The 25419-nt window shown below is 69.7% G+C and carries 26 protein-coding genes, 1 pseudogene and 2 riboswitches; of the genes and pseudogenes, 12 read left to right on the top strand and 15 right to left on the bottom strand.

All coding sequences use genetic code 11. The annotated features are described in order from the left end of the window. From purL to purB, 12 genes are all read right to left on the bottom strand, one after another. The gene (gene purL / locus ACO057_RS21900; protein ID WP_421995464.1) at nt 1-2199 is read right to left on the bottom strand and encodes a phosphoribosylformylglycinamidine synthase subunit PurL; all 2199 of its coding nucleotides are present in this window, start codon (nt 2197-2199) and stop codon (nt 1-3) included. A gap of 104 nt (nt 2200-2303) precedes the next feature. Beyond that, nucleotides 2304-2978: a phosphoribosylformylglycinamidine synthase subunit PurQ gene (purQ, locus tag ACO057_RS21905; RefSeq protein ID WP_421995466.1), complete on the bottom strand. Its 675-nt coding sequence runs from the start codon at nt 2976-2978 to the stop codon at nt 2304-2306. Beyond that, nucleotides 2975-3322: a hypothetical protein gene (locus ACO057_RS21910; protein WP_421995468.1), complete on the bottom strand. Its 348-nt coding sequence runs from the start codon at nt 3320-3322 to the stop codon at nt 2975-2977. Before ACO057_RS21910 ends, purQ begins: the two co-directional genes overlap by 4 nt. A gap of 6 nt (nt 3323-3328) precedes the next feature. Then, nucleotides 3329-3556, bottom strand: a complete 228-nt coding sequence (locus ACO057_RS21915) for a hypothetical protein (protein WP_421995470.1) — start codon at nt 3554-3556, stop codon at nt 3329-3331. Then, nucleotides 3550-3789 carry a hypothetical protein gene (locus ACO057_RS21920; protein WP_421995472.1) on the bottom strand — a complete coding sequence of 80 codons (240 nt, stop codon included), beginning with the start codon at nt 3787-3789 and terminating at the stop codon, nt 3550-3552. The genes ACO057_RS21915 and ACO057_RS21920 overlap by 7 nt, the downstream gene beginning before the upstream one ends. Continuing rightward, the gene (gene purS, locus ACO057_RS21925; RefSeq protein WP_421995474.1) at nt 3786-4028 is read right to left on the bottom strand and encodes a phosphoribosylformylglycinamidine synthase subunit PurS; all 243 of its coding nucleotides are present in this window, start codon (nt 4026-4028) and stop codon (nt 3786-3788) included. The genes ACO057_RS21920 and purS overlap by 4 nt, the downstream gene beginning before the upstream one ends. A 28-nt stretch (nt 4029-4056) precedes the next feature. After that, nucleotides 4057-4821, bottom strand: a complete 765-nt coding sequence (gene purC, locus ACO057_RS21930; protein ID WP_421995476.1) for a phosphoribosylaminoimidazolesuccinocarboxamide synthase — start codon at nt 4819-4821, stop codon at nt 4057-4059. A gap of 63 nt (nt 4822-4884) precedes the next feature. Beyond that, nucleotides 4885-5598, bottom strand: a complete 714-nt coding sequence (locus tag ACO057_RS21935) for an NRDE family protein (RefSeq protein ID WP_421995478.1) — start codon at nt 5596-5598, stop codon at nt 4885-4887. A gap of 110 nt (nt 5599-5708) precedes the next feature. Continuing rightward, nucleotides 5709-6002, bottom strand: a complete 294-nt coding sequence (locus ACO057_RS21940; RefSeq protein ID WP_421995480.1) for a hypothetical protein — start codon at nt 6000-6002, stop codon at nt 5709-5711. Between the two features lie 69 nt (nt 6003-6071). Next, entirely contained in the window at nt 6072-6491 is a 420-nt protein-coding gene (locus tag ACO057_RS21945) for a hypothetical protein (RefSeq protein ID WP_421995482.1), read from the bottom strand. A gap of 794 nt (nt 6492-7285) precedes the next feature. Then, nucleotides 7286-7777, bottom strand: a complete 492-nt coding sequence (locus ACO057_RS21950; protein WP_421995575.1) for a YaiI/YqxD family protein — start codon at nt 7775-7777, stop codon at nt 7286-7288. Nucleotides 7778-7844: 67 nt separating this feature from the next. After that, the gene (gene purB / locus ACO057_RS21955) at nt 7845-9176 is read right to left on the bottom strand and encodes an adenylosuccinate lyase (RefSeq protein WP_421995484.1); all 1332 of its coding nucleotides are present in this window, start codon (nt 9174-9176) and stop codon (nt 7845-7847) included. A gap of 149 nt (nt 9177-9325) precedes the next feature. Between purB and ACO057_RS21960 the strand changes: the two are divergent. The 3 genes and pseudogenes from ACO057_RS21960 to ACO057_RS21970 form a co-directional block, all read left to right on the top strand. Continuing rightward, nucleotides 9326-9934, top strand: a pseudogene (locus tag ACO057_RS21960) (TerC family protein); the annotation flags it as partial. 260 nt (nt 9935-10194) lie between these two features. Next, nucleotides 10195-10854, top strand: a complete 660-nt coding sequence (locus ACO057_RS21965) for a YjbE family putative metal transport protein (RefSeq protein ID WP_421995486.1) — start codon at nt 10195-10197, stop codon at nt 10852-10854. Next, a complete protein-coding gene (locus ACO057_RS21970; RefSeq protein ID WP_421995488.1) occupies nt 10854-11447 on the top strand; it encodes a hypothetical protein in 594 nt (197 codons plus the stop codon). The genes ACO057_RS21965 and ACO057_RS21970 overlap by 1 nt, the downstream gene beginning before the upstream one ends. Here the strand turns inward: ACO057_RS21970 and ACO057_RS21975 are convergent. Then, nucleotides 11431-12360, bottom strand: a complete 930-nt coding sequence (locus ACO057_RS21975) for a hypothetical protein (RefSeq protein ID WP_421995490.1) — start codon at nt 12358-12360, stop codon at nt 11431-11433. The genes ACO057_RS21970 and ACO057_RS21975 overlap by 17 nt on opposite strands. A gap of 97 nt (nt 12361-12457) precedes the next feature. Between ACO057_RS21975 and ACO057_RS21980 the strand changes: the two genes are divergently transcribed. From ACO057_RS21980 to ACO057_RS21995, 4 genes are read left to right on the top strand one after another with little or no spacing between them, the layout of a single operon-like run. Then, the gene (locus ACO057_RS21980; RefSeq protein ID WP_421995492.1) at nt 12458-14668 is read left to right on the top strand and encodes an ATP-dependent helicase; all 2211 of its coding nucleotides are present in this window, start codon (nt 12458-12460) and stop codon (nt 14666-14668) included. Nucleotides 14669-14676: 8 nt separating this feature from the next. Then, nucleotides 14677-15561 (top strand): 50S ribosomal protein L11 methyltransferase, encoded by an 885-nt coding sequence (locus tag ACO057_RS21985; protein ID WP_421995494.1) that lies wholly within the window; start codon nt 14677-14679, stop codon nt 15559-15561. A 10-nt stretch (nt 15562-15571) separates the two neighbouring features. Further along, the gene (locus ACO057_RS21990; RefSeq protein WP_421995496.1) at nt 15572-16654 is read left to right on the top strand and encodes a P1 family peptidase; all 1083 of its coding nucleotides are present in this window, start codon (nt 15572-15574) and stop codon (nt 16652-16654) included. A 5-nt stretch (nt 16655-16659) separates the two neighbouring features. After that, on the top strand, nt 16660-17193 hold the full coding sequence (locus ACO057_RS21995) for a GrpB family protein (protein WP_421995498.1): 534 nt from the start codon (nt 16660-16662) through the stop codon (nt 17191-17193). Here ACO057_RS21995 and ACO057_RS22000 read toward each other — a convergent pair. Further along, nucleotides 17139-17534: a winged helix-turn-helix transcriptional regulator gene (locus ACO057_RS22000; RefSeq protein WP_421995500.1), complete on the bottom strand. Its 396-nt coding sequence runs from the start codon at nt 17532-17534 to the stop codon at nt 17139-17141. The genes ACO057_RS21995 and ACO057_RS22000 overlap by 55 nt on opposite strands. A 102-nt stretch (nt 17535-17636) precedes the next feature. On the opposite strand from ACO057_RS22000, the gene ACO057_RS22005 reads away from it, so the two are divergent. After that, nucleotides 17637-18245: an NAD(P)-dependent oxidoreductase gene (locus tag ACO057_RS22005; protein ID WP_421995502.1), complete on the top strand. Its 609-nt coding sequence runs from the start codon at nt 17637-17639 to the stop codon at nt 18243-18245. A gap of 74 nt (nt 18246-18319) precedes the next feature. Continuing rightward, a complete protein-coding gene (locus tag ACO057_RS22010; RefSeq protein ID WP_421995504.1) occupies nt 18320-18808 on the top strand; it encodes a PaaI family thioesterase in 489 nt (162 codons plus the stop codon). 10 nt (nt 18809-18818) lie between these two features. Here ACO057_RS22010 and ACO057_RS22015 read toward each other — a convergent pair whose 3' ends face one another. Continuing rightward, nucleotides 18819-20528: an LCCL domain-containing protein gene (locus ACO057_RS22015; RefSeq protein ID WP_421995506.1), complete on the bottom strand. Its 1710-nt coding sequence runs from the start codon at nt 20526-20528 to the stop codon at nt 18819-18821. 195 nt (nt 20529-20723) lie between these two features. Continuing rightward, nucleotides 20724-20819: riboswitch (glycine riboswitch) on the top strand. Then, a riboswitch (glycine riboswitch) is annotated at nt 20820-20926 on the top strand. On the opposite strand from ACO057_RS22015, the gene gcvT reads away from it, so the two are divergent. The 3 genes from gcvT to gcvP all read left to right on the top strand — a co-directional run bounded on the left by gcvT (nt 20909) and on the right by gcvP (nt 25327). After that, nucleotides 20909-22048, top strand: a complete 1140-nt coding sequence (gene gcvT / locus ACO057_RS22020) for a glycine cleavage system aminomethyltransferase GcvT (protein WP_421995508.1) — start codon at nt 20909-20911, stop codon at nt 22046-22048. Its footprint overlaps the riboswitch before it by 18 nt. Nucleotides 22049-22058: 10 nt before the next feature. Further along, nucleotides 22059-22433 carry a glycine cleavage system protein GcvH gene (gcvH, locus tag ACO057_RS22025; RefSeq protein ID WP_421995510.1) on the top strand — a complete coding sequence of 125 codons (375 nt, stop codon included), beginning with the start codon at nt 22059-22061 and terminating at the stop codon, nt 22431-22433. Further along, on the top strand, nt 22430-25327 hold the full coding sequence (gene gcvP / locus ACO057_RS22030; protein WP_421995512.1) for an aminomethyl-transferring glycine dehydrogenase: 2898 nt from the start codon (nt 22430-22432) through the stop codon (nt 25325-25327). Before gcvH ends, gcvP begins: the two co-directional genes overlap by 4 nt. Nucleotides 25328-25419: the final 92 nt, after the last annotated feature.

A 25419-nucleotide genomic window follows, 5' to 3' on the forward strand; every position in this document is an offset into this window, starting at 1 on the left:
TCACATTCCCCGCATCAGTTCCGGCAGCGTGGCTTCGTTCGCTGCCGTCAGTTCATCCACCGATATGGCATCGCCGCCCGGAATCACCAGAGTTTTCCCGCCCGAACGTCCGAGGGCAAGGGCTGGAACGCCGTTTGACTTCGCAGCTGCGAGAAGTGCCGCGCCATCCGCCGTGGCGACGACGTAGCGGGACTGGTCCTCACCGAACCAGAAGCCGTGGTCGCCCGAGGCCCGGAGCGTCGCGCCGACGCCCGTGGCCATGCACATCTCGGCCACCGTCACGAGCAACCCGCCATCGGCGCAGTCGTGGCAGGCGGCCACGCGGCCGGCGAGGATCTCGGCGCGCACGAAGTCGCCGTTGCGGCGCTCGGCGGCCAGATCCACCGGCGGGGGCGCGCCCGCCTCCTGGCCGGCGATCTCGCGCAGCCAGAGCGACTGGCCGAGCCAGCCGGCCGTCTCGCCGATCAGCACCAGATCCGTGCCCTCGGGCAGGCCGAGGCCCACCGCCTGGGCCACATCCTCCAGCACGCCCACGCCGCCGATGGCGGGGGTGGGCAGGATCGCGCGGCCCTCGGTCTCGTTGTAGAGCGAGACGTTGCCGCTGATCACCGGGAAGTCGAGCGCCCGGCAGGCCGCGCCCATGCCGCGCACGGCCGAGGCGAACTGGCCCATGATCTCGGGCTTCTCGGGATTGCCGAAGTTCATGTTGTCGGTGATGGCGCGGGGCAGGGCGCCCACGGCCGTGATGTTGCGCCAGGCCTCGGCCACGGCCTGCATGCCACCGGCCTCGGGGTCGGCCTGGCAATAGCGCGGCGTGCAGTCCGTGGTCATGGCAAGGGCGCGGACATGGCCCTCGATGCGGACCACGGCGGCATCCGCCTGGCCGGGGCGCTTGGCCGTCTGGCCGCCGACCTGGGCGTCGTATTGGTCCCAGATCCAGCGGCGCGAGCAGAGGTCGGGGCAGGCGACGAGGGTCTTCAACGCGTCCAGCAGGCTGACCGGGTTCGCCACGTCGCCCGAGTTGATGACGGGCAGCTTGGGCGTCTCGGCCGTGGGGCGGCGGTAGAGCGGCGCCTCGGATTCCAGCGGCGCCAGCTCGATATCGGCCTCGACGAGACCCTTGTGGCGGATCACGATGCGGCCCGTATCGGTCAGGCGGCCGATGATCGCGAAGTCCAGCTCCCATTTACGGAAGATGGCCTCGGCCAGTTCCTCGCGGCCCGGCTTGAGCACCATGAGCATGCGCTCCTGGCTCTCGGACAGCATCATCTCATAGGCCGACATGCCCTCCTCCCGCTGGGGGACATGGTCCATGTCGAGCTCGACGCCCATGCCGCCCTTGCCGGCCATCTCGACGCCCGAGGAGGTCAGCCCGGCCGCGCCCATGTCCTGGATGGCGACGATGGCGTCGGTCGCCATCAGCTCCAGGCAGGCCTCGATGAGCAGCTTCTCCGCGAAGGGGTCGCCGATCTGGACGGTGGGGCGCTTCTCCTCGCTGTCCGCCGAGAACTCGGTGGAGGACATGGTGGCGCCGTGGATGCCGTCACGCCCGGTCTTGGAGCCGACATAGACCACGGCGTTGCCCAGGCCCGTGGCGGCCGCGGTGAAGATGCGGTCGGCCTTGAGGATGCCGACCGTCATCGCATTGACGAGCGGATTTCCGTTGTAGGCGGGATGGAAGTTCACCTCGCCGCCCACGGTGGGGACGCCCACGCAATTGCCGTAGCCGCCGATGCCGCGCACGACGCCGTCCATCACCTGGCGCGTCTTGGGCAGCTTGGGGTCGCCGAAGCGCAGCGCGTTGAGGTTGGCGATGGGGCGCGCGCCCATGGTGAAGACGTCGCGCAGGATGCCGCCCACGCCGGTCGCGGCGCCGTTATAGGGCTCGATGAAGCTCGGGTGGTTGTGGGATTCCATCTTGAAGACGGCGGCCAGGCCCTCGCCGATCTCGATGACGCCGGCATTCTCGCCGGGGCCGACGAGGACCCAGGGGGCCTTGGTCGGCAGCTCCTTCAGCCAGACGCGGCTGGACTTGTAGGAGCAGTGCTCGCTCCACATGACGGAGAAGATGCCGAGCTCGGCAAGGGTCGGGTCACGGCCGAGAATGGCGAGCGCGCGGGCGTATTCGTCCGGCTTGAGGCCGAACTCGGCGGCGAGCTGCGTGGCACGTTCGGGGGCGAGGGGAGGGACGGAGGCCATGGCTGTATTTCGGGCCGCGCGCCGGGGTTGTCCAGCGTCCGAAAGCTCATGGCCCGCACGCTTTCAGCGCGGAGGGGTGGGAGGCCGTGCCTCCCACCCGGTTTTCAGGCCGCGGCGAAGCTCTCGGCGAGCGAGGTGAACATCGGCAGCCCATCCGTCCCGCCGACCAGCGGGTCCACGCAGTTCTCCGGATGCGGCATCAGCCCCATCACCCGCAGGTTGGGCGACAGGATGCCGGCGATGGCGTTGAGGCTGCCATTCGGGTTCCCGCCCTCGTAGCGCAGGGCGACGAGGTTCTCGCCCTCCAGGCGGGCCAGGGTCTCGGCGTCGCAGAAGTAGTTGCCGTCGCCATGGGCCATGGTCGCGCCGAAGACCTGGCCGCGCTGGAAGTGATGCGTGAAGGCCGTGTCCGCACGCTCGACCCGCATCTGGCAGTTCATCGCCAGGAAGCGCAGCGAGGCGTTCTGCAGCAGCGCGCCCGGCAGCAGCCCGGCCTCGGTCAGCATCTGGAAGCCGTTGCACACGCCCAGCACATGGCCGCCGCGCTCGGCATGGGCGCGCACCGCCGCCATGATGGGCGACTGCGCGGCCATCGCGCCGCAGCGCAGGTAGTCGCCATAGGAGAAGCCGCCGGGCAGCACCACGAGATCGGTGCCGGTGGGCAGCTCGGCGTCGCGATGCCAGAGCATGGTCGGCTTGCGGCCGGTGGTGCGCTCGAGCGCGATCGCCATGTCGCGCTCGCGATTGGTTCCGGGGAAGACAACGATGGAAGCCTTCATGGGGTCATGTCCTCACGGCTGCTGGAGCGAACGGGAAAGAGGTGGTGCCAGGCGGCGCCGGGCAGCCGAGCGTGATCGATGGGGCGCCATTCGAGGGGCTCCCAGGTGATGGGCTTCTCGGCCAGGGCGGAGAGGGCCAGGCCCGCCATCATCAGGACGGGCGCCAGCAGCATCGAGCCGAAGAACAAGGTCAGCGCGGGCAGGCCGCGCATCCAGCGGCGGGGCAGCAGCAGGGCGAGCGCGACGGCGAGGGGCAGAGCGATCAGCGCCATTGCGCCGAAGACCGCCGAGAAGATCCCCGCGGGCAGGACGATCAGCACGAGCAGGGCCCAGATCACCGCCATGCCGCATCATCCCCGCCAGACCCGCAGCCAGTGCAGGCCGCCGAGCAGCAGCGTCGTGCCCACCGCCGCGATGGCGGCGGCCGTGACCCAGCGATCGAAGCTGGCGCGCTTGCCGGCAAGCCAGCCGATCCGCACCGCGGGCTTGGCGGCGGTCATCCTCCGCTCGCGCCAGCGCATCCCAATGAAGACGAGGACGGTCAGCACGACCATGAGGAAGACCGAGGCCTTCACCATGGCGGAAAGAACCAGCCGAAGGGGTTGGACAGCCCATCGATGAAGAAGCTGATCGGCCAGAACAACCCGCCGAGGAAGGCAAGCGACAGGTAGAAGAAGATCTGCGTCAGCGGATGCGTCGGCCCCAATCCCGGGCCGAAGGCCAGCCAGGCGACCGTGGTCAGCAACCGCCAGGACGTGAAGACGGCCGTGACGATGATGAACCAGCGCAGCGAGGTTTCGCGCGTGATCACATGATCTCCACGGTGAAGCTCTCGATGACGGTGTTGGCGAGCAGCTTGCGCGCCATCTCCTCGCCGGCGGCCTTGGCCTTCGCGGCATCCGTCTCGGCGGTTTCGACGATCATGACCTTGCCGGTGCGGACCTCGCCCACGCCGGTAAAGCCGAGGCCGCCGAGCGCGCGCTCGATCGCCTTCCCCTGGGGGTCCAGCACGCCGGCCTTGGGGAAGACGGTCACTTTCAGTTTGGTCATGCGATCCCTCGCGAAACTCGTGTCGACATTACTGCATCTGCTCCGGACCTTTGACGTCCCGGATGCCGGCCTCGGGCAGGATGCCGAGGCGGCGCGCCACTTCCTGATAGCCTTCCTCGACCTTGCCGAGGTCGCGGCGGAAGCGATCCTTGTCCATCTTCTCGCCGGTCTTGCTGTCCCACAGGCGGCAATTGTCGGGGCTGATCTCGTCGGCGAGGACGATGCGCATCTCGTCGTTCTCGTAGAGCCGGCCGAATTCCAGCTTGAAGTCGACCAGCGTGATGCCGACGCCCAGCAGCAGGCCGGTCAGGAAGTCATTCACCCGCAGCGCGAGCTGCACCATGTCGTCCAGGTCGTGCGTAGCGGCCCAGCCGAAGGCGGTGATGTGCTCCTCGCTGACCATCGGGTCCTGCAGAGCGTCGTTCTTGTAGTAATACTCGATGATCGAGCGCGGCAGGCGCGTGCCTTCGGCGATGCCCAGGCGCGTGGCCATGGAGCCGGCGGCGACGTTGCGCACCACGACCTCGAGCGGAATGATCTCCACCTCGCGCACGAGCTGCTCGCGCATGTTGAGGCGGCGAATGAAATGCGTGGGGATGCCGATCTCGCCAAGCCGGACCATCAGGTATTCGCTGATGCGGTTGTTGAGCACACCCTTGCCGGTGATGATGCCCTTCTTCTGGGCGTTGAAGGCGGTGGCGTCATCCTTGAAGTATTGAACGATCGTGCCCGGCTCCGGACCCTCGAAGAGGATCTTGGCCTTGCCCTCATAGATCTGGCGTCGGCGAGCCATGGTGATGGTCCTTCATCTCGTGATTTGGGCATATAGCAGGCTTGCCCATGCGTGCCACGCGGATCAGGGCAGCGTAAGCCCGGCGAAGGCCGTGCGGTCCGGCGGGCCCGGCGCGAAAAGCCACTCCTTGCGTCCGTCCTGGGCAAGGCCCAGCAACGAGGCGCAGACCGTTCCGAAGCCGCCGAGCGGTGGGACATTCAGCGCCTCGCCCGGGCCGCCCTCGGAATCGGCGAGCAGCGCGGACCAGCTGGACCAGTCCGGCGGCTCGGGCGGAGGTGCGGCGCGGAAGCGGGGCAGGTGCCGCGCGGTGCGGGGGCTCGCGAGGTCGTTGGGCGGATGGGCCGTGACCATCGAGATGCCCTCCAGCAGTTCCGTCACCTCCGGCGCGCCGCTCCCCAGGCCTGCGACGAACCAGGCCGTCCGGGCATCGGCGATGACGAGATTGAAGGTGCGGTAGAGTCCCGCGTCCAATCGACCGATGGCCGAAGCGGCCTCGGTGGCCGTGGCGGATTCGAGCGCGATCAGGGGCAGCTCGCCACGCGATCGCTTGTCCGGCGCGGGGCCAAGGCTGCCCGGCCGGTTGAGGACGGCGGCGACCACGCCGGATCGGTTCATCGCCATCCAGGTGCCGCCGGCCGTGGCGTCGCGCCCGCCCAGGATGCCGGGCCAGAACTCGGCCGGGCGGTCCCATCGGCGGTCGATCCGCTCGTCGCGATGGGCGGCCAGAAGCAGGGGCCAGGCGGCACCGGGGCGGCGCAGCAGGATCACGGTGCACATCTGGGACTGATAAAACAGAACGCGCCCTGGCGATATCGCCAGGGCGCGGAAAGCTATGCCGGATCAGCCGGCCAGACCGCCCTCAGTTCGGCGGCCTCCGCCGCTCCCGACTACCAGCGGCGGCCATAGCCGCCATACCCGTAGGGCCGGCCATAGGGACGGCCGTAGCCGTATCCATATCCGTAATACGGGCGCGGCGCGTAGTAGCGCGGCGGCGGCACGAAGATGGGCGGCGGCACGTAGACCGGCACCGGCGGGACATAGACCCTCGGCGGCGCGTAATAGGCCGGAGGCGGCGGCGCGTAGTAAGCCGGGGGCTTCTCGATCCACTGGGCCTGGGCAGCACCCGCCCCGACGCCGAGGGCGGCGAGGCTGGCCATCATCACATTCCGGATCATCCGCATTGGATTGTCCTCCTTCATTCCCTCGAATGTAGCACCGCCTTGGTGGCGGAAGCGTGGCAATTTGTCACGTCAGCGGCGCCCGTGGTGCCCGCCGCCACCGCCGCGGTATCCACCGCCGCCGCCGCCGCCGCCACGATATCCACCACCGCTCAGGACAGGGCCGCCACGATAGCCTCCGCCCCCGCCCCAGCCACCCGGCCGGGGACCCGCCCAGCCATAGCTGCGCGGCGCAGGGGCGATGTAGCGTGGGCCGCCGCCATAATAGCGCGGCCCACCACCGTAATAGCGCGCACCGCCGTAGCCATAGCCGCCGCCATAACCGTAACCATAGGCTGGCGCGACATAGCCGCCGGCATAGACAGGGCCACCTACATAGCCGGCGCCACCACCGCCATAGACGGGGCCGCCATAGCCCGGCCCGTAATAGGGCGCGCAGCCGACCAGCGACGCCATCAGGCCCAGTACCGCCAGAGCGCGAAACCGGCGCATGGCTTGTTCCTCCGGGGCTGCGAAGCTTGCCTGTCGAAGCGGGGGTGCCTGATGCAGGGGTGTCGCAGCATCTTCAACTCGGAAGCGATGCGCGGGTTGGATCTACGTCTTTCCCGACGCTTCTTCGTCGTCTTCATATGGGAAGACCGCAATGGCGGAACCATGGCGCGATTGCGCCAAATTTCTGCGCTTTTCCTCAACCGGGATGCCGCCGCGGCGTCGCGCGCGGCGGGGGGGCGGGAGGATGGGACGTGACCTGCGAATGGGACCGCGCCGGCGTGGCGGCATGGGGGGTGGGCGTAGCCCGTCGCGCCGTCGATGAAGGGGCGGGTGCATGCCGCGAATGCTGCGCCGCTCGGGGAGAATGCCGCGCCGGGCTGGCCTCCTCGGCGTGGCGGGGCGGCTGTCCGCCTCCGGCCCGGGCGCGGTTCAGGCGCTCATTCATCGAATCCATATAACGACGAACGGATTCGGGATCGGAGGCACGGGACGGGGAGCGGCCCGGCGAGGTGTAGGTCGGGGCCACGAAGCCAGGATCGGCGGGCGTTGCGTAGGCTGGATCGCCAAAGCCGGGGACGGCCGGGGCTCCGCCCAGCGTGTCGCCGGAGGGCGGCGTGCCGCAGCCGACCAGCGAGGCGAAAGCCCCCAACACGATCCATGCCCGAAACCCACGCATTGCCCAATTCCCTCACTGAAGTTCCGGCGCGGCGATGGATCGCCAGGCGGAAGCTTCCAGACCGGAGCTTAGGGCATCGCGGCAGCGAGGCGGAAATGCGGTCGAAATCCGCCGGGGCTTAAAATCCGCCGGGCGGGATCCGCATCTTAGGCGCCGGGCCGCGCATCGCGGCCTGGAGCATGGTGTCCAGCGTCGAGAGGAAGCGCGAGCGGTCGGCCTGGGTCATCGCCGCGGCCCCCCCCGTGCGGTCGCCGGTGGAGCGCAGGTGCTCGGCCACGGCGCGGCCGGCCAGGGCGCCGCCGATATTGTCCGTGGTCCAGGGGCGCCCCTTGGAGTTCAGCGCGGCCGCGCCTTTCTCCAGGCAGCGCGCGGCGAGCGGAATGTCCTGGGTGATGCAGACGTCGCGGGCGGTCATGCGCTCGGCGATCCAGTCGTCGGCGACATCCGCGCCCTCGGTCACGATCACGCGATGCAGCAGCGGATGCTCGGGGATGCGAAGGCCGCGCGCGCCGTTCGAGACGACGTGGACAGGGACGTTCAGCCGCAGTGCGACCTTATAGGCCTCGTCGCGGACGGGGCAGGCATCGGCGTCGATATAGAGCTCGGTCAGGCTCGGCTTCCTTGTCCCGGGCGATGATCAGGGGGACGCAGGCCCGGTGAGGGGCCTGCGCCGGGTCTCAGCCGAAGACGCGGGCGAAGATCGTGTCCACGTGGCGGAAGTCGACCTGCGGGTCCATCGCCTTGTCCAGCGCCGCGCCGTCCATGACGGCGGAGACCTCGGGCTGCACCAGCAGGTTCTCGCGGAAGCGCTGGGCGTCGGCCTTGCCGAGCTTCAGCCAGGTGGCCATCGCCGCCTGCTGGACCGCCGCATAGGCGCCCTCGCGCGACATGCCCGCCTGGGTCAGCGCCAGCAGAACCTTCTGGCTGTGCACGACGCCGCCGAGGCCTTCGAGGTTCTCGTCCATCCGCTCGGGATAGATGGTCAGCTTCTTCATCATCCCGGCCAGGCGCATCAGCGCGAAGTCGAGCGCGATGGTGGCATCCGGGCCGATCACACGCTCGACGCTGGAATGGCTGATGTCGCGCTCGTGCCAGAGGGTGATGTTCTCGAGCGCGGGTATGGCGTAGCCGCGCACCAGGCGGGCGAGGCCGGTCAGGTTCTCGCTCAGCACCGGATTGCGCTTATGGGGCATCGCGGAGCTGCCCTTCTGGCCCTTGTGGAAGAACTCCTCCGCCTCGCGGACCTCGCTGCGCTGCAGGTGGCGGACCTCGGTGGCCAGGCGCTCGACCGCGCCGGCGACGACGGCCAGGGTGGCGAAGAAGGCCGCATGCCGGTCGCGCGGGATGACCTGGGTCGAGACGGGCTCGACCGCGAGGCCCAGCTTTTCGGCCACGAAGGTCTCCACGCGCGGATCGACCGAGGCGAAGGTGCCGATGGGCCCCGAAAGGGCGCAGGTGGCGATCTCGGCGCGCGCCGCGATCAGCCGCTGACGGTTGCGGGAGAACTCCGCGTAGTGGTTGGCGAGCTTGAGGCCGAAGGTGGTCGGCTCGGCATGGATGCCGTGGCTGCGCCCGATCGTCGGCGTGAATTTGTGCTCAATGGCGCGCGTTTTCAACGCGTTCATGACAGCTTCGACATCCGAGATGAGCAAATCTGCCGCCCGTGTCATCTGCACGGCGAGGCAGGTGTCGAGCACGTCGCTGCTCGTCAACCCCTGATGCATGTAGCGCGCATCCTCGCCGATGCCCTCGCCGAGCCAGGTCAGGAAGGCGATCACATCGTGCCGCGTGACGGACTCGATCTCGTCGATGCGCTGGACGTCGGCGGCGCCCATGGCGGCGACCTTAGGGCCGCCCCCGGCGCGGATCGCCGCGGCCGCTGACGCAGGAATCGTGCCGAGTTCGCCCATTTTCTCGGCGGCCAGGGCCTCGATCTCGAACCAGATGCGGTAGCGCGACTCAGGGGACCAGATGTCGGCCATCGCGGGGCGGGAATAACGGGGGACCATCGGAGCCTCTTTCGGATATCGGGCCGACATGTCGCGCGTTGCACCGTACCGAGCAAGCAGGCTTGGCCCGGAGGGCTATTTCTGTCATTTGGGCAATGATTGAGGCTCCGGCCAAATGTTGCAAATTTAAAATGTGAAGGAAGCCGCCTATGCCAGATTGGTTTGTACCGCTCCTCCAGGTCCTGATGATCGACATCGTCCTGGCGGGCGACAACGCCATCGTCGTGGGCATGGCCGCGGCGGGACTTCCCTCCGAACAACGTCGCAAGGCCATCTTCTGGGGCATCGTCGCTGCGACCATCATGCGCATCGGCTTCGCCAGCATCACGGTCCAGCTGCTGTCCATCGTGGGCATCACCCTGGCGGGCGGCGTGCTGCTGCTCTGGGTCTGCTGGAAGATGTACCGTGAGCTGCGCGACGGCGGGGCGCACGCGCATGGAGACGAAGAGGCCGGCGCTCAGAATGCCGATGGCACGCCGCGCAAGACGATGCGCCAGGCCATCACGCAGATTCTCGTGGCCGATATCTCCATGAGCCTCGACAACGTGCTGGCGGTGGCGGGCGCGGCGAAGGATCATCCCTATGTGCTGATCTTCGGCCTGGCCATCTCGGTCGTGCTGATGGGTGTGGCGGCGACGCTGATCGCCAACCTGCTCAACAAGCACCGCTGGATCGCCTGGGTCGGCCTGATCATCATCCTCTACGTGGCTGGCGACATGATCTGGTCCGGCACGCATGAAGTCGCCGACCGCCTGCCGGAAGCCTACGCCTTCCTGCTGCTGCCGCTGGGCTATCTCGCTCTGCCGGGTGTCTTCCCTGCCTGGCTCTGGGCGGGGGCAACGATCCTCCAGATCGTGGTGGTGACCGTGGTGGTGACGCTGATGGCGGATGCGGTGAAGCGCGCCATCCAGCGCAACAACAACTAGGCGTTACCTTTCCGAAACATTACCTTCCTGTAAAGACAGGGTGGGTCAGCGAGGGTAGTTTTCGCGGATTCACCCTGGGGGAAGCTGAAGATATGGACCTCGCCTCTTTTGCCGCGAGTTGGAACTGGGTGACGCTGTCGGAGATCCTCGGCGTCAACCTCATCCTTTCCGGCGACAACGCCGTGCTCATTGCCCTCGCCGCGGCCGGCCTGCCGGCCGCCCAGCGCGGCAAGGCGATCATGTTCGGCATGGTGCTGGCGGTCGTGCTGCGCATCGTGCTCAGCCTCGGCGCCGTCTATCTGCTCGCCATTCCGGGCATCATGCTCGCCGGCGGCCTGGTCCTGCTCTGGATCGCCTACACCTTCTTCAAGGAGCTGCGGGCCAAGGACAAGGACGAGGCGGACGGTCATACCGACGCCGCGCCCAAGACCATGATGGTCGCGCTGCGCCAGATCGTGATCGCCGACGTCTCCATGAGCCTCGACAACGTGCTGGCCGTGGCCGGCGCCGCGCGCGGCAATATGGAGATGCTGATCATCGGTCTGATCATCTCGATCCTGCTGATGGGCGTCGCCGCGACGCTGATCGCCAAGCTGCTCGAGAAGTTCCCGGTCATCGCCTATATCGGCGTGGCCCTCATCGTCTATATCGGGTTTGAGATGATCTATCACGATGTACAGCACTTCACCGCCCACGCCGCCGAGGTATCCATCGGTCTTCTGACGCCCCTGAAGCTGGCTCTGTTCGCTTGATGCGGGGCTTCGCGTTGCTGGCGGTTCTCGGTCTCGGGGCCTGCGCCATGGAGGATTCGCCGCCGTCGGTGGCGCTTCTTCCGGCGCCGATCTCGGTGGCCTCCGCGCCGGAGCTCCTGGCGCGGCGGCTTCCCACCGAGGCGGCGGGCTTCCAACGCGGCGCCACGGTGCCGCTGCGGCAGCCGCATCCGGGCGTCGAGGTGGCCTATGCCACCCCGGGCCGGACGGCCGCCGGCTTCGTGCAGGTCCTGCGTCCGCCGACCGATCCGGCGGCGCTGCCCGACGGGATCGAAGCCCCCGCCGTGCAAAGCGAGTACCAGCGTTCCATCGCCGAGGCGGCGCGCGGCGCGGGGCAGCATCGCCGGTTGCGGGTCGTCAACGAGATGAACCAGCCGGAGGAGAATCCTCTCTTCCGTTGCGCGGAGCTGGAGGGCACCTATGGGCGCCAGCCGGTGACGAGCATGATCTGCGTGGGCGCGGCCGGTGGCCAGCTCCTGCGGCTGCGGGCCTCGATGCCGCGGCGCGATCCGCCCCTCGCCGATCCGCGCGCTTTCCTGCGCGACATCGTGGCGGGGCTCAGGGTTCTTCCCTGAACCGCTGATAGATCGGCTTCAGCAGGAACGGGCTGAGGAAGAGCGGGAACTGGAAGAGCACGAAGGTCAGGATGATGTTCGGGTCGGCCGTGGCGGGAATCACGGCCAGGTAGAGCGCCATGTTGCGGTTGCCCGCCATCAGCCCGGCCGAGAGCGCCATCCGTCGGCCAAAGCCGGCGAAGGCCAAGGCGGTCATGGCATTCATCGCCAGCGAGCCGGCGAAGGCCACGACGATCCCCGTCAGCACCAGACCGGGCGTGGCCAGAAGCTGGCCCAGCACGCCGTCCATCACCCCGAAGCCGTAGAGCACCACCAGCAGGACCACCGCGCCATCCACCGCGCGGCCCCAATGCTGCAGCCGCGCCGGCCCCATCCACTGCCGCAGGAAAATCGAGATCACCAGCGGCAGCCCGACTAGCAGCGCCAGGCGCAGCATCAGCCCCGGGATGGAGATGGCGAGGTCGATCCCCAGCAGCCCGAGCGCCAGGGGCGGCGCGGTGAAGGGCAGGATCAGCGTGGAGAGGATGGCCACGACCAGCGCGATCTCCCCATCCAGCCCGACCAGCCGCGCGAAGGCGGGCGAGGAGGTGGCCGCGCAGCCCGTCGCCACGATCACCAGCCCCGCCGCGAAGGGGCCGCCCAACCCCAGGCCGCCGAGGACGGCCCAGACGATCAGCGGGCAGAGCACCAGCAGCCAGGCCAGCAGCGCCGTGACCAGGGCGGGCCGGCGCAGATAGCCGAGGACCTGCGCGGGATCGACCCGGAGCAGCACCAGCACCATCAGCAGGAAGACGATCGGCGTGATGACGCCCCGCGCGGCCGAGGCCAGGGGCGGCACGAAAAGCCCGGCGAAGATGCCGGCGGCGAGCAGGGCCGCGCCGCGCAGGGCCGACCACTCCAGAAGGCGACGCATCGATTCCAAGGAGTTGCGGACCTATTCCCCAGAGAGCGGCAGGCGCCCGCGGGGCGCGCGGTTGGTTGCCGTGGAACGATGTTCTATAGGCTGCTGGGTGTCCGCACCATCAGCCCCACCCCCCCATGATTACCTGGCCCGGCTGAACAGCGAGCAGCGCGAGGCCGTGGAGACGCTGGACGGCCCCCTGCTCGTCCTCGCCGGCGCCGGCACCGGCAAGACCCGGGTGCTCACCACCCGCTTCGCGCATCTGCTGATGACCGGCCGCGCGCAGCCGCACCAGGTTCTCTCCGTCACCTTCACCAACAAGGCCGCGCGCGAGATGCGCGAGCGGGTCGGCACCATCATCGACCGCCCGGTCGAGGGGCTGTGGCTCGGCACCTTCCACGCGCTGGCCGCGCGCATGCTGCGCCGCCATGCGGAGCTGGTGGGCCTCACCTCCAGCTTCACCATCCTCGACACGGACGACCAGACGCGCCTGCTCAAGCAGGTGATGGAAGCCGAGGGCATCGACCTCAAGCGCTGGCCTGCCAATGGGATGATGGCGATCCTCCAGCGCTGGAAGGATCGAGGCCTGACGCCGGGGCGCATCCCCGTCGCCGAGACATCGGACTACGCGGACAACCGGGCGGAAAAGCTCTACGCCGCCTATCAGGCGCGGCTGGTCACGCTGAACGCCTGCGATTTCGGCGACCTGCTGCTGCACATCACCGAGATCCTGCGCACCAATGCCGAAGTGCTGGAGCGCTACCACCGGATGTTCCGCTACATCCTGGTAGACGAGTACCAGGACACCAATCTGGTGCAGTACCTCTGGCTGCGGCTGCTCGCGCAGGGGCACAAGAACATCTGCTGCGTGGGCGACGACGACCAGTCGATCTATTCCTGGCGCGGCGCCGAGATCGAGAACATCCTCCGCTTCGAACGGGATTTTCCGGGAGCGGTGACCGTGCGGCTGGAAAGCAATTACCGCTCGACGCAGCACATCCTCTCCGCCGCCTCCGGCCTCATCGCGCGCAACGAGGGCCGCCTGGGCAAGACGCTGCGCTCCGGCCGCAAGGACGCCTCGGGCGAGAAGGTCCGCGTCGTCTCGCTCTGGGACAGCGAGGAGGAGGCGCGCATGGTCGGCGGCCGCATCGAGGCCGCGCGGCGCGAGGGCCAGCAGCCCGGCGAGATCGCCATCCTGGTGCGCGCGGGCTTCCAAACCCGCTCCTTCGAGGAGCGGCTGATCACCCTCGCCATTCCCTATCGCGTCTATGGCGGGGCGAAGTTCTACGAGCGCCTGGAGATCCGCGACGCCATCGCCTATTTCCGCGCGCTGTCGCAGCCCGCCGACGACCTCGCCTTCGAGCGCATCGTGAACACGCCCAAGCGCGGCCTGGGCGACACGGCGATGGCCGCCTTGCACCGGCTCGCGCGCGAGCAGCAGGTCCCGCTGCGCTTCGCCGCCGAACGCCTCATCGAGGGCGACGCCATCCGCCCCCGCCCGCGCGCCGCCCTGCGCGAACTGCTCCAGGGCCTCGCCCGCTGGAACGCCGCGCTGGAGAAGGAAGGCCATGTCGTGGTCGCCGCGCAGGTGCTGGAGGAGAGCGGCTATGTCGAGATGTGGAGGGCCGATCGCAGCCTCGAGGCGCCGGGCCGGCTCGACAACCTGAAGGAGCTCCTGCGCGCCATGGCGGAATTCGCCACGCTCGGCGCCTTCCTGGAGCACATCGCGCTCGTGATGGACGTGGACGACGCGGCCGAGGGCGAGAAGGTCAGCCTCATGACGCTGCACGCGGCCAAGGGGCTGGAGTTCGAGATGGTCTTCCTTCCCGGCTGGGAGGAGGGGCTCTTCCCCAGCCAGCGCAGCCTCGACGAAGGCGGCGCCAAGGCCCTCGAGGAGGAGCGCCGCCTCGCCTATGTCGGCATCACGCGGGCCAAGCGGCTCTGCATCATCAGCCACGCCGCGAACCGGCGCATCTACGGCAACTGGACGAGTTCCATCCCCTCGCGCTTCCTGGACGAGCTTCCGGAAGCCGAGATCACGCGCGAGGGCGGGGTGAAGCAGCAGCGCCCGGTCATGCCCTCCTCCGTCTTCGCCGCCGGCGCCCTGTCCAGCACGCGCCGCCCGCGCGTGATCGAGGCCGGCGCCTGGGAGGTCGACCAGCGGCCCGAGGCGGAAAAGGCCTTCCAGCGCGGCACGCGCGTCTTCCACCAGAAGTTCGGCTACGGCCGCGTGACCGGGGTGGATGACGACAAGCTGGACATCGAATTCGAGAAGGCCGGCGCCAAGCGCCTTTTCTCCCGTTTCGTCGAACCCGTCTGAGAACCCGCATGAAGAAGCACCCCGCCCAGCTTGAGACCCTCGTGCTCGACCAGCTGCCCGACGAGGCCGTGCCCGCCTACGAAGCGGCGCTGCTGGCCGTGAGCGCGACCGTCGCGCTGTTCCGCGACGAGCCCAGGGACACCTGGCGGATCGAGGCCGTGCGCGAGGTCCTGGCCGACCAGGACGCGCTGACCGCCGCTTTGGCGCTCGCGGCCGGGCTTTCGGGCCACGAGGTGGTGTTGGAGCGCGCGCCGGTGGAGGCCGATGGCTGGCTGGCCCGCACCGTCGAGGCCTTCCCCGAGCAGGAGATCGGCCAGCGCTTCCTCATCCGTCCGACGCATGTGCCGCAGGGCCCGGTCTATGGGCGCATTCCCCTCACGCTGGATGCGGGCCTGGCCTTTGGCTCGGGCGAGCATTCCTCGACCCAGGGCTGCCTGATGGCGCTGGAGGACCTGGCGCAGGCGCCCCACAACGTGCTGGACGTGGGTTCGGGCAGCGGCATCCTGGCGATGGCCGCCTGCAAGATGTACGGCGCGAAGGCGCTGGCGACGGATATCGAGCCGTGGTCGGTGCGGGTCGCGGAAGAGAACGTGGTGATGAACGGGCTGCGCGGCCGGATGGAGGTGATCCTGGCCGATGGCTACCGCCACCGCGCGATCAAGACGCGCGCGCCCTTCGACCTGATCTTCGCGAATATCCTGGCCCGGCCGCTCTGCGCGATGGCGGGCGATCTGGGGCGGCATCTGCGCCCGGGCGGCCGCGCGATCCTGGCGGGGCTGCTGGGGACGCAGGTGCGGATGGTGCTGGTGGCGCATCAGCGGGCGGGGCTGGTGCTGGAGCGGCGGATTGATCTGGCGCCGTGGTGCACGCTGGTTCTGCACAAGCCGGGCTGAGGTTCCCGACATGCCCTCGCCCCGCGCCCGCACCCTCCACATCGCCCCCGGCATCCTCCCGCCTGGCCCGCTAAACGCCATCACCGACGTCGCCGGCGTCACGGTCGGCCAGGTCACCCTCATCGAGGGCGATTCCATCCGCACTGGCGTCACCGTCATCCGCCCGCATCCCGGAAACACCTTCCAGGACAAGACCCCCGCCGGCTTCGCCGCCGGCAACGGCTTCGGCAAATTCGCCGGCTCCACCCAGATCGAGGAGCTCGGCGAGATCGAGACGCCGATCGTCCTGACCAATACCCTCTCCGTCGCCGAGGGCATGGCCGGCCTGGTGGAATGGACCCTCGCCCAGCCGGGCAATGAGCGCGTCCTCTCCGTCAACGCCGTGGTCGGCGAGACCAATGACGGCGTCGTCAACGACATCCGCGGCCGGCACGTCACCAAGCAGCATGTGCTCGACGCCCTTGCCGCCTGCACCGGCGGCCCCGTCGCCGAGGGCTGCGTCGGCGCCGGCACGGGCACCCAGGCCTTCGGCTGGAAGGGCGGCATCGGCACCAGCTCGCGCGTGCTGCCGCGCGGGCTCGGCGGCTACACGCTGGGCGCGCTGGTGCAGACGAATTACGGCGGCGTGCTGACCGTCGCCGGCGCGCCGGTTGGCCAGGCGCTGGGGCGGTATTACCTGCGGGACCGGCTGGACGATCGCGGCGGCGACGGCTCCATGATGATCGTCCTCACCACCGACGCGCCGCTCTCCGACCGCAACCTCGGCCGGCTCGCGCGCCGCGCCTTCCTCGGCATCGCGCGCACGGGCTCCTCGATGGCGAATGGCTCGGGCGACTACGCCGTCGCCTTCTCGACGGCCGAGGCGGTGCGCCGCACGCCGGCCCAGCGCCAGGGCGTGGCGGCGGTACTGGACCTGCCGAACGACGCGATGTCGCCGCTCTTCCACGCCGTCGTGGAGGCGGTGGAGGAGGCGGTCTACAACGCCATGCTCCAGGCCGTGACGATCACCGGCCATGAGGGCCGCCGCCTGGAAGCCATCCCGGCCTCCGAGGTGGAGCGCATCGTCCGGCACCACGGGCTCAACCGGGGCTGACGCCGATGGATGAGGTCGAGCTCCTGTCCTATGACCCCAGCTGGCCGGCCCGCTACGACGCGGAGGCCGAGCGCCTTCTCGCGGCGCTGCCCGAGGGGCTCGTGCTGCGGATGGAGCATTTCGGCAGCACGGCGGTGCCCGGCCTATTGGCCAAGCCGGTGATCGACATTCTCGTGGCCGTCACCTCCATCGAGGAGGCGCGCGAGCAGGCCGTGGGGCCGATGGAGGCGCTGGGCTACGCCTTCTGGGCCGAGAATCCGCGCCGCCACCGGCTCTTCTTCGTGAAGGGCCTGCCGCCGGCCGCGGCGCGGCGGTCGCATCACGTCCATATGATCGAGCCCTCGCCCGAGATGTGGGACCTGCTGCTCATCCGCGACATCCTCCGCGACGATCCGCAGGAGGCCGCGCGCTACGCCGCGCTCAAGCGCGAGCTGGCCGTGCGGCACCGCGAGGACCGCGAGGCCTATACCGGGGCCAAGGCCGGCTATATGGCGGGGCTGCTCGCCAGGGCCCGCGGGGGTTCGGCCCCCGCGTCGTAGCGCCGCTGCGCCGCCAGCACCTCGTCCATATGCCGCTCGCCCCAGACGCGCAGCGCATCCACCGTCGCCGTCAGCGTCTGCCCCAGCGGCGTGATGGAATATTCCACCGTCACGGGCACGGTCGGAAAGGCCTGGCGGCTCACCAGCCCGTCGCGCTCCAGGCTCTTGAGCGTCTGGGAAAGCATCTTCTGCGACAGCCCCTCGATCTCGCGGCGCAGGCGGTTGAAGCGCACCGGCCCGCCCGTCAGCAGGCCAAGCACCAGCACCGCCCACTTGTCGGCCACGCGGTCGAGCACGAGGCGTGTCGGGCAACCGGCGGCATAGGGGTTCCAGGGGCGCAAGGCGGTTTCTCCGAGGTGACCAGGTGAGAAGAAAGTGCCTTCTTCCCCTCGATGGGACATTAGGCCACCTGGTACCTATTGGAAACCAATAGGATGACGATCATGAACATCGCCCTCATCGGCGCCACCGGAAACGCCGGCTCGCGCCTCCTCGCCGAACTGACCCGCCGCGGCCACACCGTCACCGCCATCGCCCGGAACGCGGGGAAGGTGCCGGCCCAGCCCGGCGTCACCGCCAAGGCCGGCGACGTCTTCGACCAGGCCGGCCTCGCCGCGCTGCTGGCCGGCCATGACGCGGTGATCAGCGCGGTCCATTTCACGGCCAGCGATCCGCGCAAGCTGATCGAGGCGGTGCGGGCCTCGGGCGTGACGCGCTACCTGGTGGTGGGAGGCGCCGGCAGCCTGGAGGTGGCGCCGGGGGTGAAGCTCATCGACACGCCGGAGTTCCCCGCACAGTACAAGGCCGAAGCCGCGGCGGGCGGCGCCTTCCTCGATCTGCTGCGTGACGAGCGCGCGCTGGACTGGACCTTCCTCTCCCCCTCGGCGCTCTTCGTCGCCGGCGAGCGGACGGGGCAATTCCGCCTGGGGACGGACCAGCTTCTCGCCAGCCCGGCCGGCAGCAGCATTTCCTTCGAGGACTACGCTGTCGCCCTCGTCGACGAGCTGGAGCGCCCGGCCCATTCCCGGCGTCGCTTCACCGTCGGGTACTGAGCCCCGACGCGGCGGGTGTTGGCGGTGGGCCTGCGCCGGCCTTTGATGCGCCTCCACGCAGAGAAGGCGACTCCATGCAGACCCGCAGCCACACCGTCACCTGGGATGTTCCGGAAGGGCCCTCGCCCTTCGCCGGGATGAACGGCCTGGATGCCATGCAGGCGCAGATCGCCGAGGGCGCGACGCGCAGCCCGATCTTCGCGCTGATGGGCATCCGCCTGGTGCGCGCCGAGCCCGGCCTCGCCGTCATGGAAGGCGTGGTCGGCGAGCAGCACTACAACAGCATCGGCATCGCCCATGGCGGCTATGCGGCGACGATCCTGGATGCGGCGCTGTGGAACTGCGTGCGCACGACGCTGGAGGCGGGCCACGGCCACACGACGCTGGAGCTGAAGGTGAACTACGCCAAGGCGCTGACGGTGAAGAGCGGGCTCGTGAGCTGCGAGGGCAAGGTGGTCAGCCGTGGCGGGCGCATCGCGATCTCCGAGGCGCGGCTGACGGGCGATGGCGGCAAGACGCTCTACGCCTATGCCTCCTCCACGCTGATGATCCTCAAGCCGTAGGACACGCGGTCTAATCCACCCGCACCGCCTCCACGCGCCGATTCAGCGAGCGGCCGGCCTCGGAGGCGTTGTCGGCGATGGGCTCGTTCTGGCCGCGTCCGTCCGCGGCCAGCCGCGCGGCCGGCACGCCGTTCTGCACGAGCCAGGCCTGGACCGAGGCCGCGCGGCGCTGCGAGAGCGGCACGTTGATATTGGCCCCGCCCTGGTTGTCGGTGTGGCCGACCAGCCGCAGCCGCATTGCCGGATCGGCGGCCATCGCCTCGCGCACCTGGGTCAGCACCGGTGCGGCCGAGATGTCCAGGTCGGCGGAATTCGTGCGGAAGGTGATGTAGAGCGAGACGCGGCCCTGCTGCCGCAGCGCCGCCGCGACCGGGGCCTGCATCGGCGCGCCCACGGCGACGTTCTGGCCGCCCAGGAAGCGGAAGCCCGCGGGGTACTCGCCGTAATTGATCGTCGTCACGCCGTTGGACGTGCTGCCGGGATAGCGCGGGTCGCCCGGCTGCATCTTGAGCTCCACGAGCCCGCCCGTCACCGGCACCACCCCCGCATGCCGCGCCGCGCGGCAGGTGCCGCTGTCGGCGGTATAGGCGTTGGTGCCCCAGACGGCGGAGGTCCGCAGCACCGCCTCGCCCGTGCAGATGCAGCGCAGCGTCTCGGTCGTGCCGGCAAAGGCGCTCATATTGTCGGGGCAGAGCTGGGGGCCGCTGGCCTCCATCCCCTCGAAGCGGAAGCTCGCGCCGTAGTTCTGGTAGTTCTGGCTCTGCACGCCGTTGCGCGTGGTGCCGACATAGCGCGGCAGCCCGCCCAGCATGCGGATCGAGACCTGGCCGCCTGGGCCGCGCAGCGCGCCGGCATGCAGCGCGGCGCGGCAGGTCGCGCTGTCGGCGGTATAGGCGTCGCTGCCCCAGACCGTGCCGCCGGCGGCCATCGCCTGGGGCGAGCAGGCGCAGCGCAACACCTCGGCCGAGCCGTCATAGGCGCTCATATTGTCGGGGCAGGCCCCGCTGCCGGCGGGGGCCGCGCCCTGGGCGCCGGTCACCGTCTCGCCCTCGAAGCGATAGCTGGCGGCATAGGGGCCGTAATTGGAGGTGGTGAGCCCGTTGCGCGTGCTGCCGGCATAGCGCGCCTCGCCCGGCAGCATGCGGATCCGCACCGTCCCGCCCGAGCGCCCGGCCACCCCCGCATGCAGCGCGGCGCGGCAGACGTCGCTATCGGCCGTATAGGTGTCGCTGCCCCAGACCGAGCCGACGCCGCCGGAGGGGCAGGCGCAGCTCAGCACCTCGGAGGAGCCGGCATAGCTCGCCATGGTGTTGGGGCAGCGGCCCACTTCCGTAGCGGCGGAGGAGTCCTGGGCGAAGGCGATGCTCTGGGGGTAGCTGCCGTAGTCGCGCGTCTCGACGCCGTTGCGCGCGCTGCCGCGATAGCCCGGCAGCCCGGCGGTGATCCGCAGGCGCACATCGCCGCCCTTGGCCGTCACCGCGCCCGCATGCCGGGCCGCGAGGCAGACGGCGCTGTCGGCGGTGTAGGTGTCGGTGCCCCAGACGCTGCCGTCCTGGCTGAGCGCCTCGGCCGGGCAGCGGCAGCTCATCTCGGCGCGGCCCAGCGAGGCGCCGTCCACCGTCGGGGGGCAATTGGGGAGGGATTGCGCGCCGGCCGCGCCGGTCCATCCGAGCAGCGCCAGGGGCAGCAGCAGGGACAGCAGCAGAAGACGGCGCATCATGGTGGTTTCCCCTCGGTCGTCGCGAAAGCATGCAGGGGGGCGGACGGCAGGCGACAGGGGAGGATTGTCGCGCCTGTCGCGCCCTCAAGCTCCGCCCCTGCTCAATTCCTGGGCATGCTTGGGGCGAGCCTGAGGATTCGTCCTGGAATCGCCTTGCCTCCGGCCCGATCGGGGGGCATGTAGGCGCCTGCCTGTGCATCCCGCGCGGGAGAGAACCCGATCCTCGGATCGGGTCGCCGAAGGCGCAACCGGCCCCCGGAAACGCTCAGGCAAAAGGGCCGCGTGGGATTGGGCGCTCTGGAAAGTTCGTCCTCCGAAAGGGGCAGGCGACGCCGACGGAGTAAGGAGGTCTTCACCGGCTTCTGAATCTCTCAGGTTCCATGGACAGAGGGGGGTCACAAACTCAACCGCCGCGCGAAGCGGCAGGGGGATGCGTGACCGATTCCGAAGTTCTGCTCGAAACACCTCTGGCATCCCTGCACCGGGAATTGGGCGGCCGCATGGTCCCCTTCGCGGGCTTCAGCATGCCCGTGCAATACCCCGCCGGCATCATGGCCGAGCACTTGCACTGCCGCGCCCAGGCCGGCCTCTTCGACGTCAGCCACATGGGCCAGGCCGAACTGATCGGCGAGGGCGCCGCCGCCGCGCTGGAGAAGCTCACCCCCGCCGATGTCCAGGCGCTCAAGCCCGGCCGCCAGCGCTACGGGCTGCTGCTGAACGAGGCCGGCGGCATCGTGGACGACTTCATGGTCGCCAATCTCGGTGACCGGCTGTTCCTGGTGGTCAACGCCAGCCGCAAGCACATCGACCTGCCGCTGATCGAGAGCGTGCTGCCCGCCGGCGTGAAGCTGAAGCCGCTGCCCGACCGCGCGCTGATCGCCCTCCAGGGCCCTGCCGTCGCGACGCTCCTCCCGACGAGCCTGACCTTCATGGGCATCGGCGAGATCGAGATCGCCGGCATCAAGGTCCTCGCCAGCCGCAGCGGCTATACGGGTGAGGACGGCCTCGAAATCTCCGTGCCCGCCGACCAGGCCGAGAAGCTCGCCCGCGCGCTGCTCGCCATGCCCGGCGTCATGCCCACGGGCCTCGGCGCGCGCGACAGCCTGCGCCTCGAAGCGGGGCTCTGCCTCTACGGCAACGACCTGGACGAGACGACGAGCCCGGTCGAGGCCGCGCTCACCTGGTCCATGGGCAAGCGCCGCCGCACCGAGTGGAACTTCGTCGGCGCCGATGTCGTGCGCGGCCATCTCGACAACGGCGTGAAGCGCCTGCGCGTCGGCATCCGGCCCGAGGGCCGCCAGCCCGCGCGCGGCCACACCGTCATCCAGAAGGACGGCGTGGCGGTCGGCGAGATCACCTCGGGCGGCTTCGGCCCCTCGGTCGGCGCGCCCGTCGCCATGGGCTACGTCACCCGCGAGGCGGCCGCCGATGGCACCGCCCTCGACCTCATCGTGCGTGACAAGCCGCTGCCCGGCCGCGTCGCGCCCATGCCTTTCCAACCCCATCGCTACGCCCGCTAGGAGCCCCGCCATGTCCGAGATGAAATTCTCCAAGGACCACGAATGGATCCGGATGGAGGGCGGTATCGCCACCATCGGCATCACCGACCACGCGCAGAACGCGCTGGGCGACGTGGTCTTCGTGGACCTGCCCGAGATGGGCCGCGTCGTCACCGCCGGCGAGGCCATCGCCGTGGTGGAGAGCGTGAAGGCCGCCTCCGACGTCTATGCGCCGATCGCCGGCAAGATCGTCGAGGTGAACTCCGCCCTCGTGGATGACCCCGCGAAGATCAACGTGGAGCCGACCGGCGAGGGCTGGTTCTTCCGCATCGAGCTCGACGGCGAGCTGCCGGACGACCTGATGGACGCCGACGGCTACGCGGCTTTCGTGGACACGCTCGGATGAGCGCGCTCCAGGAACTCGCCGCCCTCGAGGATCAGGGCGAATTCATCCGCCGTCACATCGGCCCGACCGAGGCCGAGGTGGCCTCCATGCTGAAGACCGTGGGCTGCGACGACCTGGAGCAGATGACGGCGCGGACCATCCCCGCCGACATTCGCGGCATGACGCTGGACGGCCTGCCGCAGCCGGTGAACGAGGCCGGCGCCCTGGCCGAGCTGCGTGCGCTGGCCGAGCGCAACATCCGCAAGCGCAGCCTGCTGGGCATGGGCTATCACGGCACGCACACGCCGCCGGTGATCCTGCGCAACATCCTGGAGAATCCGGGCTGGTACACGGCGTACACGCCCTACCAGGCCGAGATCGCGCAGGGCCGCCTCGAGGCCCTGGTGAACTTCCAGACCATGATCGGCGAGCTGACGGGCCTGCCCATGGCCGGCGCCTCGCTGCTCGACGAGGGCACGGCGGCCGCCGAGGCCGTGACGCTCGCGCATTCCTCGCAGCGCAATAAGGGCGACACGCTCGTCGTCGCGACGGATTGCCATCCGCAGACCATCGCGGTGGTGCAGGTGCGCGCCGAGCCCGTGGGCATCAAGGTCGTGCTGGCCGCGCCCGCCGCGCTCGCCGCGACCATCGCTGCCGAAAAGCCCTTCGCGGTGCTGACGCAATATCCCGGCACGACCGGCGAGCTGCGCGACATCGCGCCCGAGATCGCCGCGGCCCAGGCGGCCGGCGCGATCGCCATCGTCGCCGCCGACCTGCTGGCGCTGACCCTGGTCAAGCCGCCGGGCGAGATGGGCGCCGACATCGTCGTCGGCTCCTCGCAGCGCTTCGGCGTGCCGCTGGGCTATGGCGGCCCGCATGCCGGCTATATGGCGGTGAAGGACGGGCTGAAGCGCCTGATGCCGGGCCGCCTCGTCGGCGTCTCGGTCGACACGGCCGGCGCGCCCGCCATGCGCCTCGCGCTGCAGACGCGCGAGCAGCACATCCGCCGCGAGAAGGCGACGTCGAACATCTGCACCGCCCAGGTGCTGCTGGCCGTGATGGCGGGCATGTATGCCGTCTGGCACGGGCCGGAGGGGCTGAAGAAGATCGCGCGCCGCGTCGCGCTGCAGGCGCGCCTCGTCGCCGGGGCCGCCGAAGAGGGCGGCTTCAAGCTGCGCCACGCGGCCTTCTTCGACACCATCTGCATCGAGACGGGCGGCAAGACCGGCGCGATCATGAAGGCGGCGCTGGACGCCGGCTTCAACCTGCGCCGCGTGGACGACAATGCCGTCGCCATCGCGCTGGACGAGACCGTCAACCGCGCCGATCTCACCGCGCTGGTTGCGCTCTTCCATGGCGGCGATCTCGCCACGCTGGCCCCGGCCGGCGGCGAGCCCGTGGCGCTGGTCCGCACGACGCCCTTCCTGGAAGCGGAGGTGTTCCAGTCGCACCACGCCGAGCACGCCATGCTGCGCTACATGAAGCGGCTGGAGGACAAGGACGTCGCGCTCAACCGCTCGATGATCCCGCTCGGCTCCTGCACCATGAAGCTGAACGCGACGGCGGAGATGATCCCGATCACCTTCCCGGGCTTCGCGGACATCCATCCCTTCGCGCCGATCGACCAGGCGCAGGGCTATCTCGCGATGATCCGCCAGCTGGAGGCGTGGCTCTGCGGCGTCACCGGCTTCGCGGCCGTCTCGCTGCAGCCCAATGCCGGCAGCCAGGGCGAATATGCGGGCCTGCTCGCGATCCGCTCCTACCATGCGGCGCGCGGCGATCATCACCGCAACATCTGCCTCATCCCCTCCAGCGCGCACGGGACCAATCCCGCGAGTGCGGCGATGGCGGGCATGAAGGTCGTGGTGGTGGCGAGCGATCGCGACGGCAGCGTGGACCTCGCCGACCTGCGGACCAAGGTGGAGCAGCACGGCGCGAACCTCTCCGCGCTGATGATCACCTACCCCTCCACCCACGGCGTCTTCGAGGAGAAGATCCGCGAGATCTGTGCGCTCATCCACGCGCAGGGCGGGCAGGTCTATATGGACGGCGCCAATATGAACGCGCAGGTGGGGTTGACCTCGCCGGCGACGATCGGCGCCGACGTCTGTCACCTGAACCTGCACAAGACCTTCTGCATCCCGCATGGCGGCGGCGGCCCCGGCGTGGGGCCGATCGGCGTGGCGGCGCATCTCGCCCCGCATCTGCCGAACCACCCGCTGGTGGCCGAGGCCGGTCCGGCGACGGGCTTCGGCCCCGTCTCCGCCGCGCCCTTCGGCTCGGCGGCGATCCTGCCCATCAGCTACGCCTATATCCGCATGATGGGCGGCGAGGGTCTCACCCGCGCCACGCAGATCGCCATCCTCAACGCCAACTACATGGCGATGCGGCTGCGCGATCACTTCCCGATCCTCTACCGGGGCGGGCAGGGCATGGTGGCGCATGAGTGCATCCTGGACTGCCGCGGCTTCCAGCAGGGCGGCGGCGTGATGGTCGAGGACATCGCCAAGCGCCTGCAGGACTACGGCTTCCACGCGCCGACCATGAGCTGGCCGGTGACCGGCACGCTCATGGTGGAGCCGACGGAGAGCGAGACGAAGTCCGAGCTCGACCGTTTCTGCGACGCCATGATCGCCATCCGCGGGGAAATCCGCGCGGTGGAGCAGGGCCGCATGGACCGCGCCGACAACCCGCTGAAGAACGCGCCGCACACCTCGGCCGAGGTGATGGCGAGCGAGTGGACGCACCCCTACACCCGCGAGGAGGCGGCCTTCCCGCTGCCTTACGTGAAGGCCCATAAGTACTGGCCGCCGGTGAAGCGCGTGGACAACGTCTATGGCGACCGCAACCTGATCTGCACCTGCGCGCCGCTCGAGGCCTATGCGGAAGAGATGCAGCTCCAGGCCGCCGAGTAAACGAGCGGCGGGGGAGCCCCGGCTCTCCCGCCCTCCCGCGACATTACGCGCCCGGCCGTCGCACTTGTCCCTGCCGCCGGCCGCGCGATAGT

Source organism: Roseococcus sp. (genome assembly GCF_965227005.1).
Taxonomy (GTDB): Bacteria; Pseudomonadota; Alphaproteobacteria; order Acetobacterales; family Acetobacteraceae; genus Roseococcus.

Excerpts from the sequence above, each read along its gene's own strand:
- ACO057_RS21975 (WP_421995490.1), bottom strand. The coding sequence starts at position 12,360 with ATGCGTCGCCTTCTGGAGTGGTCGGCCCTGCGCGGCGCGGCCCTGCTC.
- purB (WP_421995484.1), bottom strand. The coding sequence starts at position 9,176 with ATGGTCCCCCGTTATTCCCGCCCCGCGATGGCCGACATCTGGTCCCCT.
- ACO057_RS21940 (WP_421995480.1), bottom strand. The coding sequence starts at position 6,002 with ATGCGGATGATCCGGAATGTGATGATGGCCAGCCTCGCCGCCCTCGGC.
- purL (WP_421995464.1), bottom strand. The coding sequence starts at position 2,199 with ATGGCCTCCGTCCCTCCCCTCGCCCCCGAACGTGCCACGCAGCTCGCC.
- gcvT (WP_421995508.1), top strand. The coding sequence starts at position 20,909 with ATGGACAGAGGGGGGTCACAAACTCAACCGCCGCGCGAAGCGGCAGGG.
- gcvP (WP_421995512.1), top strand. The coding sequence starts at position 22,430 with ATGAGCGCGCTCCAGGAACTCGCCGCCCTCGAGGATCAGGGCGAATTC.
- ACO057_RS21965 (WP_421995486.1), top strand. The coding sequence starts at position 10,195 with ATGGACCTCGCCTCTTTTGCCGCGAGTTGGAACTGGGTGACGCTGTCG.
- ACO057_RS21990 (WP_421995496.1), top strand. The coding sequence starts at position 15,572 with ATGCCCTCGCCCCGCGCCCGCACCCTCCACATCGCCCCCGGCATCCTC.
- ACO057_RS22015 (WP_421995506.1), bottom strand. The coding sequence starts at position 20,528 with ATGATGCGCCGTCTTCTGCTGCTGTCCCTGCTGCTGCCCCTGGCGCTG.
- gcvH (WP_421995510.1), top strand. The coding sequence starts at position 22,059 with ATGTCCGAGATGAAATTCTCCAAGGACCACGAATGGATCCGGATGGAG.
- ACO057_RS21945 (WP_421995482.1), bottom strand. The coding sequence starts at position 6,491 with ATGCGCCGGTTTCGCGCTCTGGCGGTACTGGGCCTGATGGCGTCGCTG.
- ACO057_RS22010 (WP_421995504.1), top strand. The coding sequence starts at position 18,320 with ATGCAGACCCGCAGCCACACCGTCACCTGGGATGTTCCGGAAGGGCCC.
- ACO057_RS22005 (WP_421995502.1), top strand. The coding sequence starts at position 17,637 with ATGAACATCGCCCTCATCGGCGCCACCGGAAACGCCGGCTCGCGCCTC.
- ACO057_RS21970 (WP_421995488.1), top strand. The coding sequence starts at position 10,854 with ATGCGGGGCTTCGCGTTGCTGGCGGTTCTCGGTCTCGGGGCCTGCGCC.
- ACO057_RS21910 (WP_421995468.1), bottom strand. The coding sequence starts at position 3,322 with ATGGCGGTGATCTGGGCCCTGCTCGTGCTGATCGTCCTGCCCGCGGGG.
- ACO057_RS21995 (WP_421995498.1), top strand. The coding sequence starts at position 16,660 with ATGGATGAGGTCGAGCTCCTGTCCTATGACCCCAGCTGGCCGGCCCGC.
- purC (WP_421995476.1), bottom strand. The coding sequence starts at position 4,821 with ATGGCTCGCCGACGCCAGATCTATGAGGGCAAGGCCAAGATCCTCTTC.
- ACO057_RS21985 (WP_421995494.1), top strand. The coding sequence starts at position 14,677 with ATGAAGAAGCACCCCGCCCAGCTTGAGACCCTCGTGCTCGACCAGCTG.
- ACO057_RS21915 (WP_421995470.1), bottom strand. The coding sequence starts at position 3,556 with ATGGTGAAGGCCTCGGTCTTCCTCATGGTCGTGCTGACCGTCCTCGTC.
- ACO057_RS21935 (WP_421995478.1), bottom strand. The coding sequence starts at position 5,598 with ATGTGCACCGTGATCCTGCTGCGCCGCCCCGGTGCCGCCTGGCCCCTG.
- purQ (WP_421995466.1), bottom strand. The coding sequence starts at position 2,978 with ATGAAGGCTTCCATCGTTGTCTTCCCCGGAACCAATCGCGAGCGCGAC.
- purS (WP_421995474.1), bottom strand. The coding sequence starts at position 4,028 with ATGACCAAACTGAAAGTGACCGTCTTCCCCAAGGCCGGCGTGCTGGAC.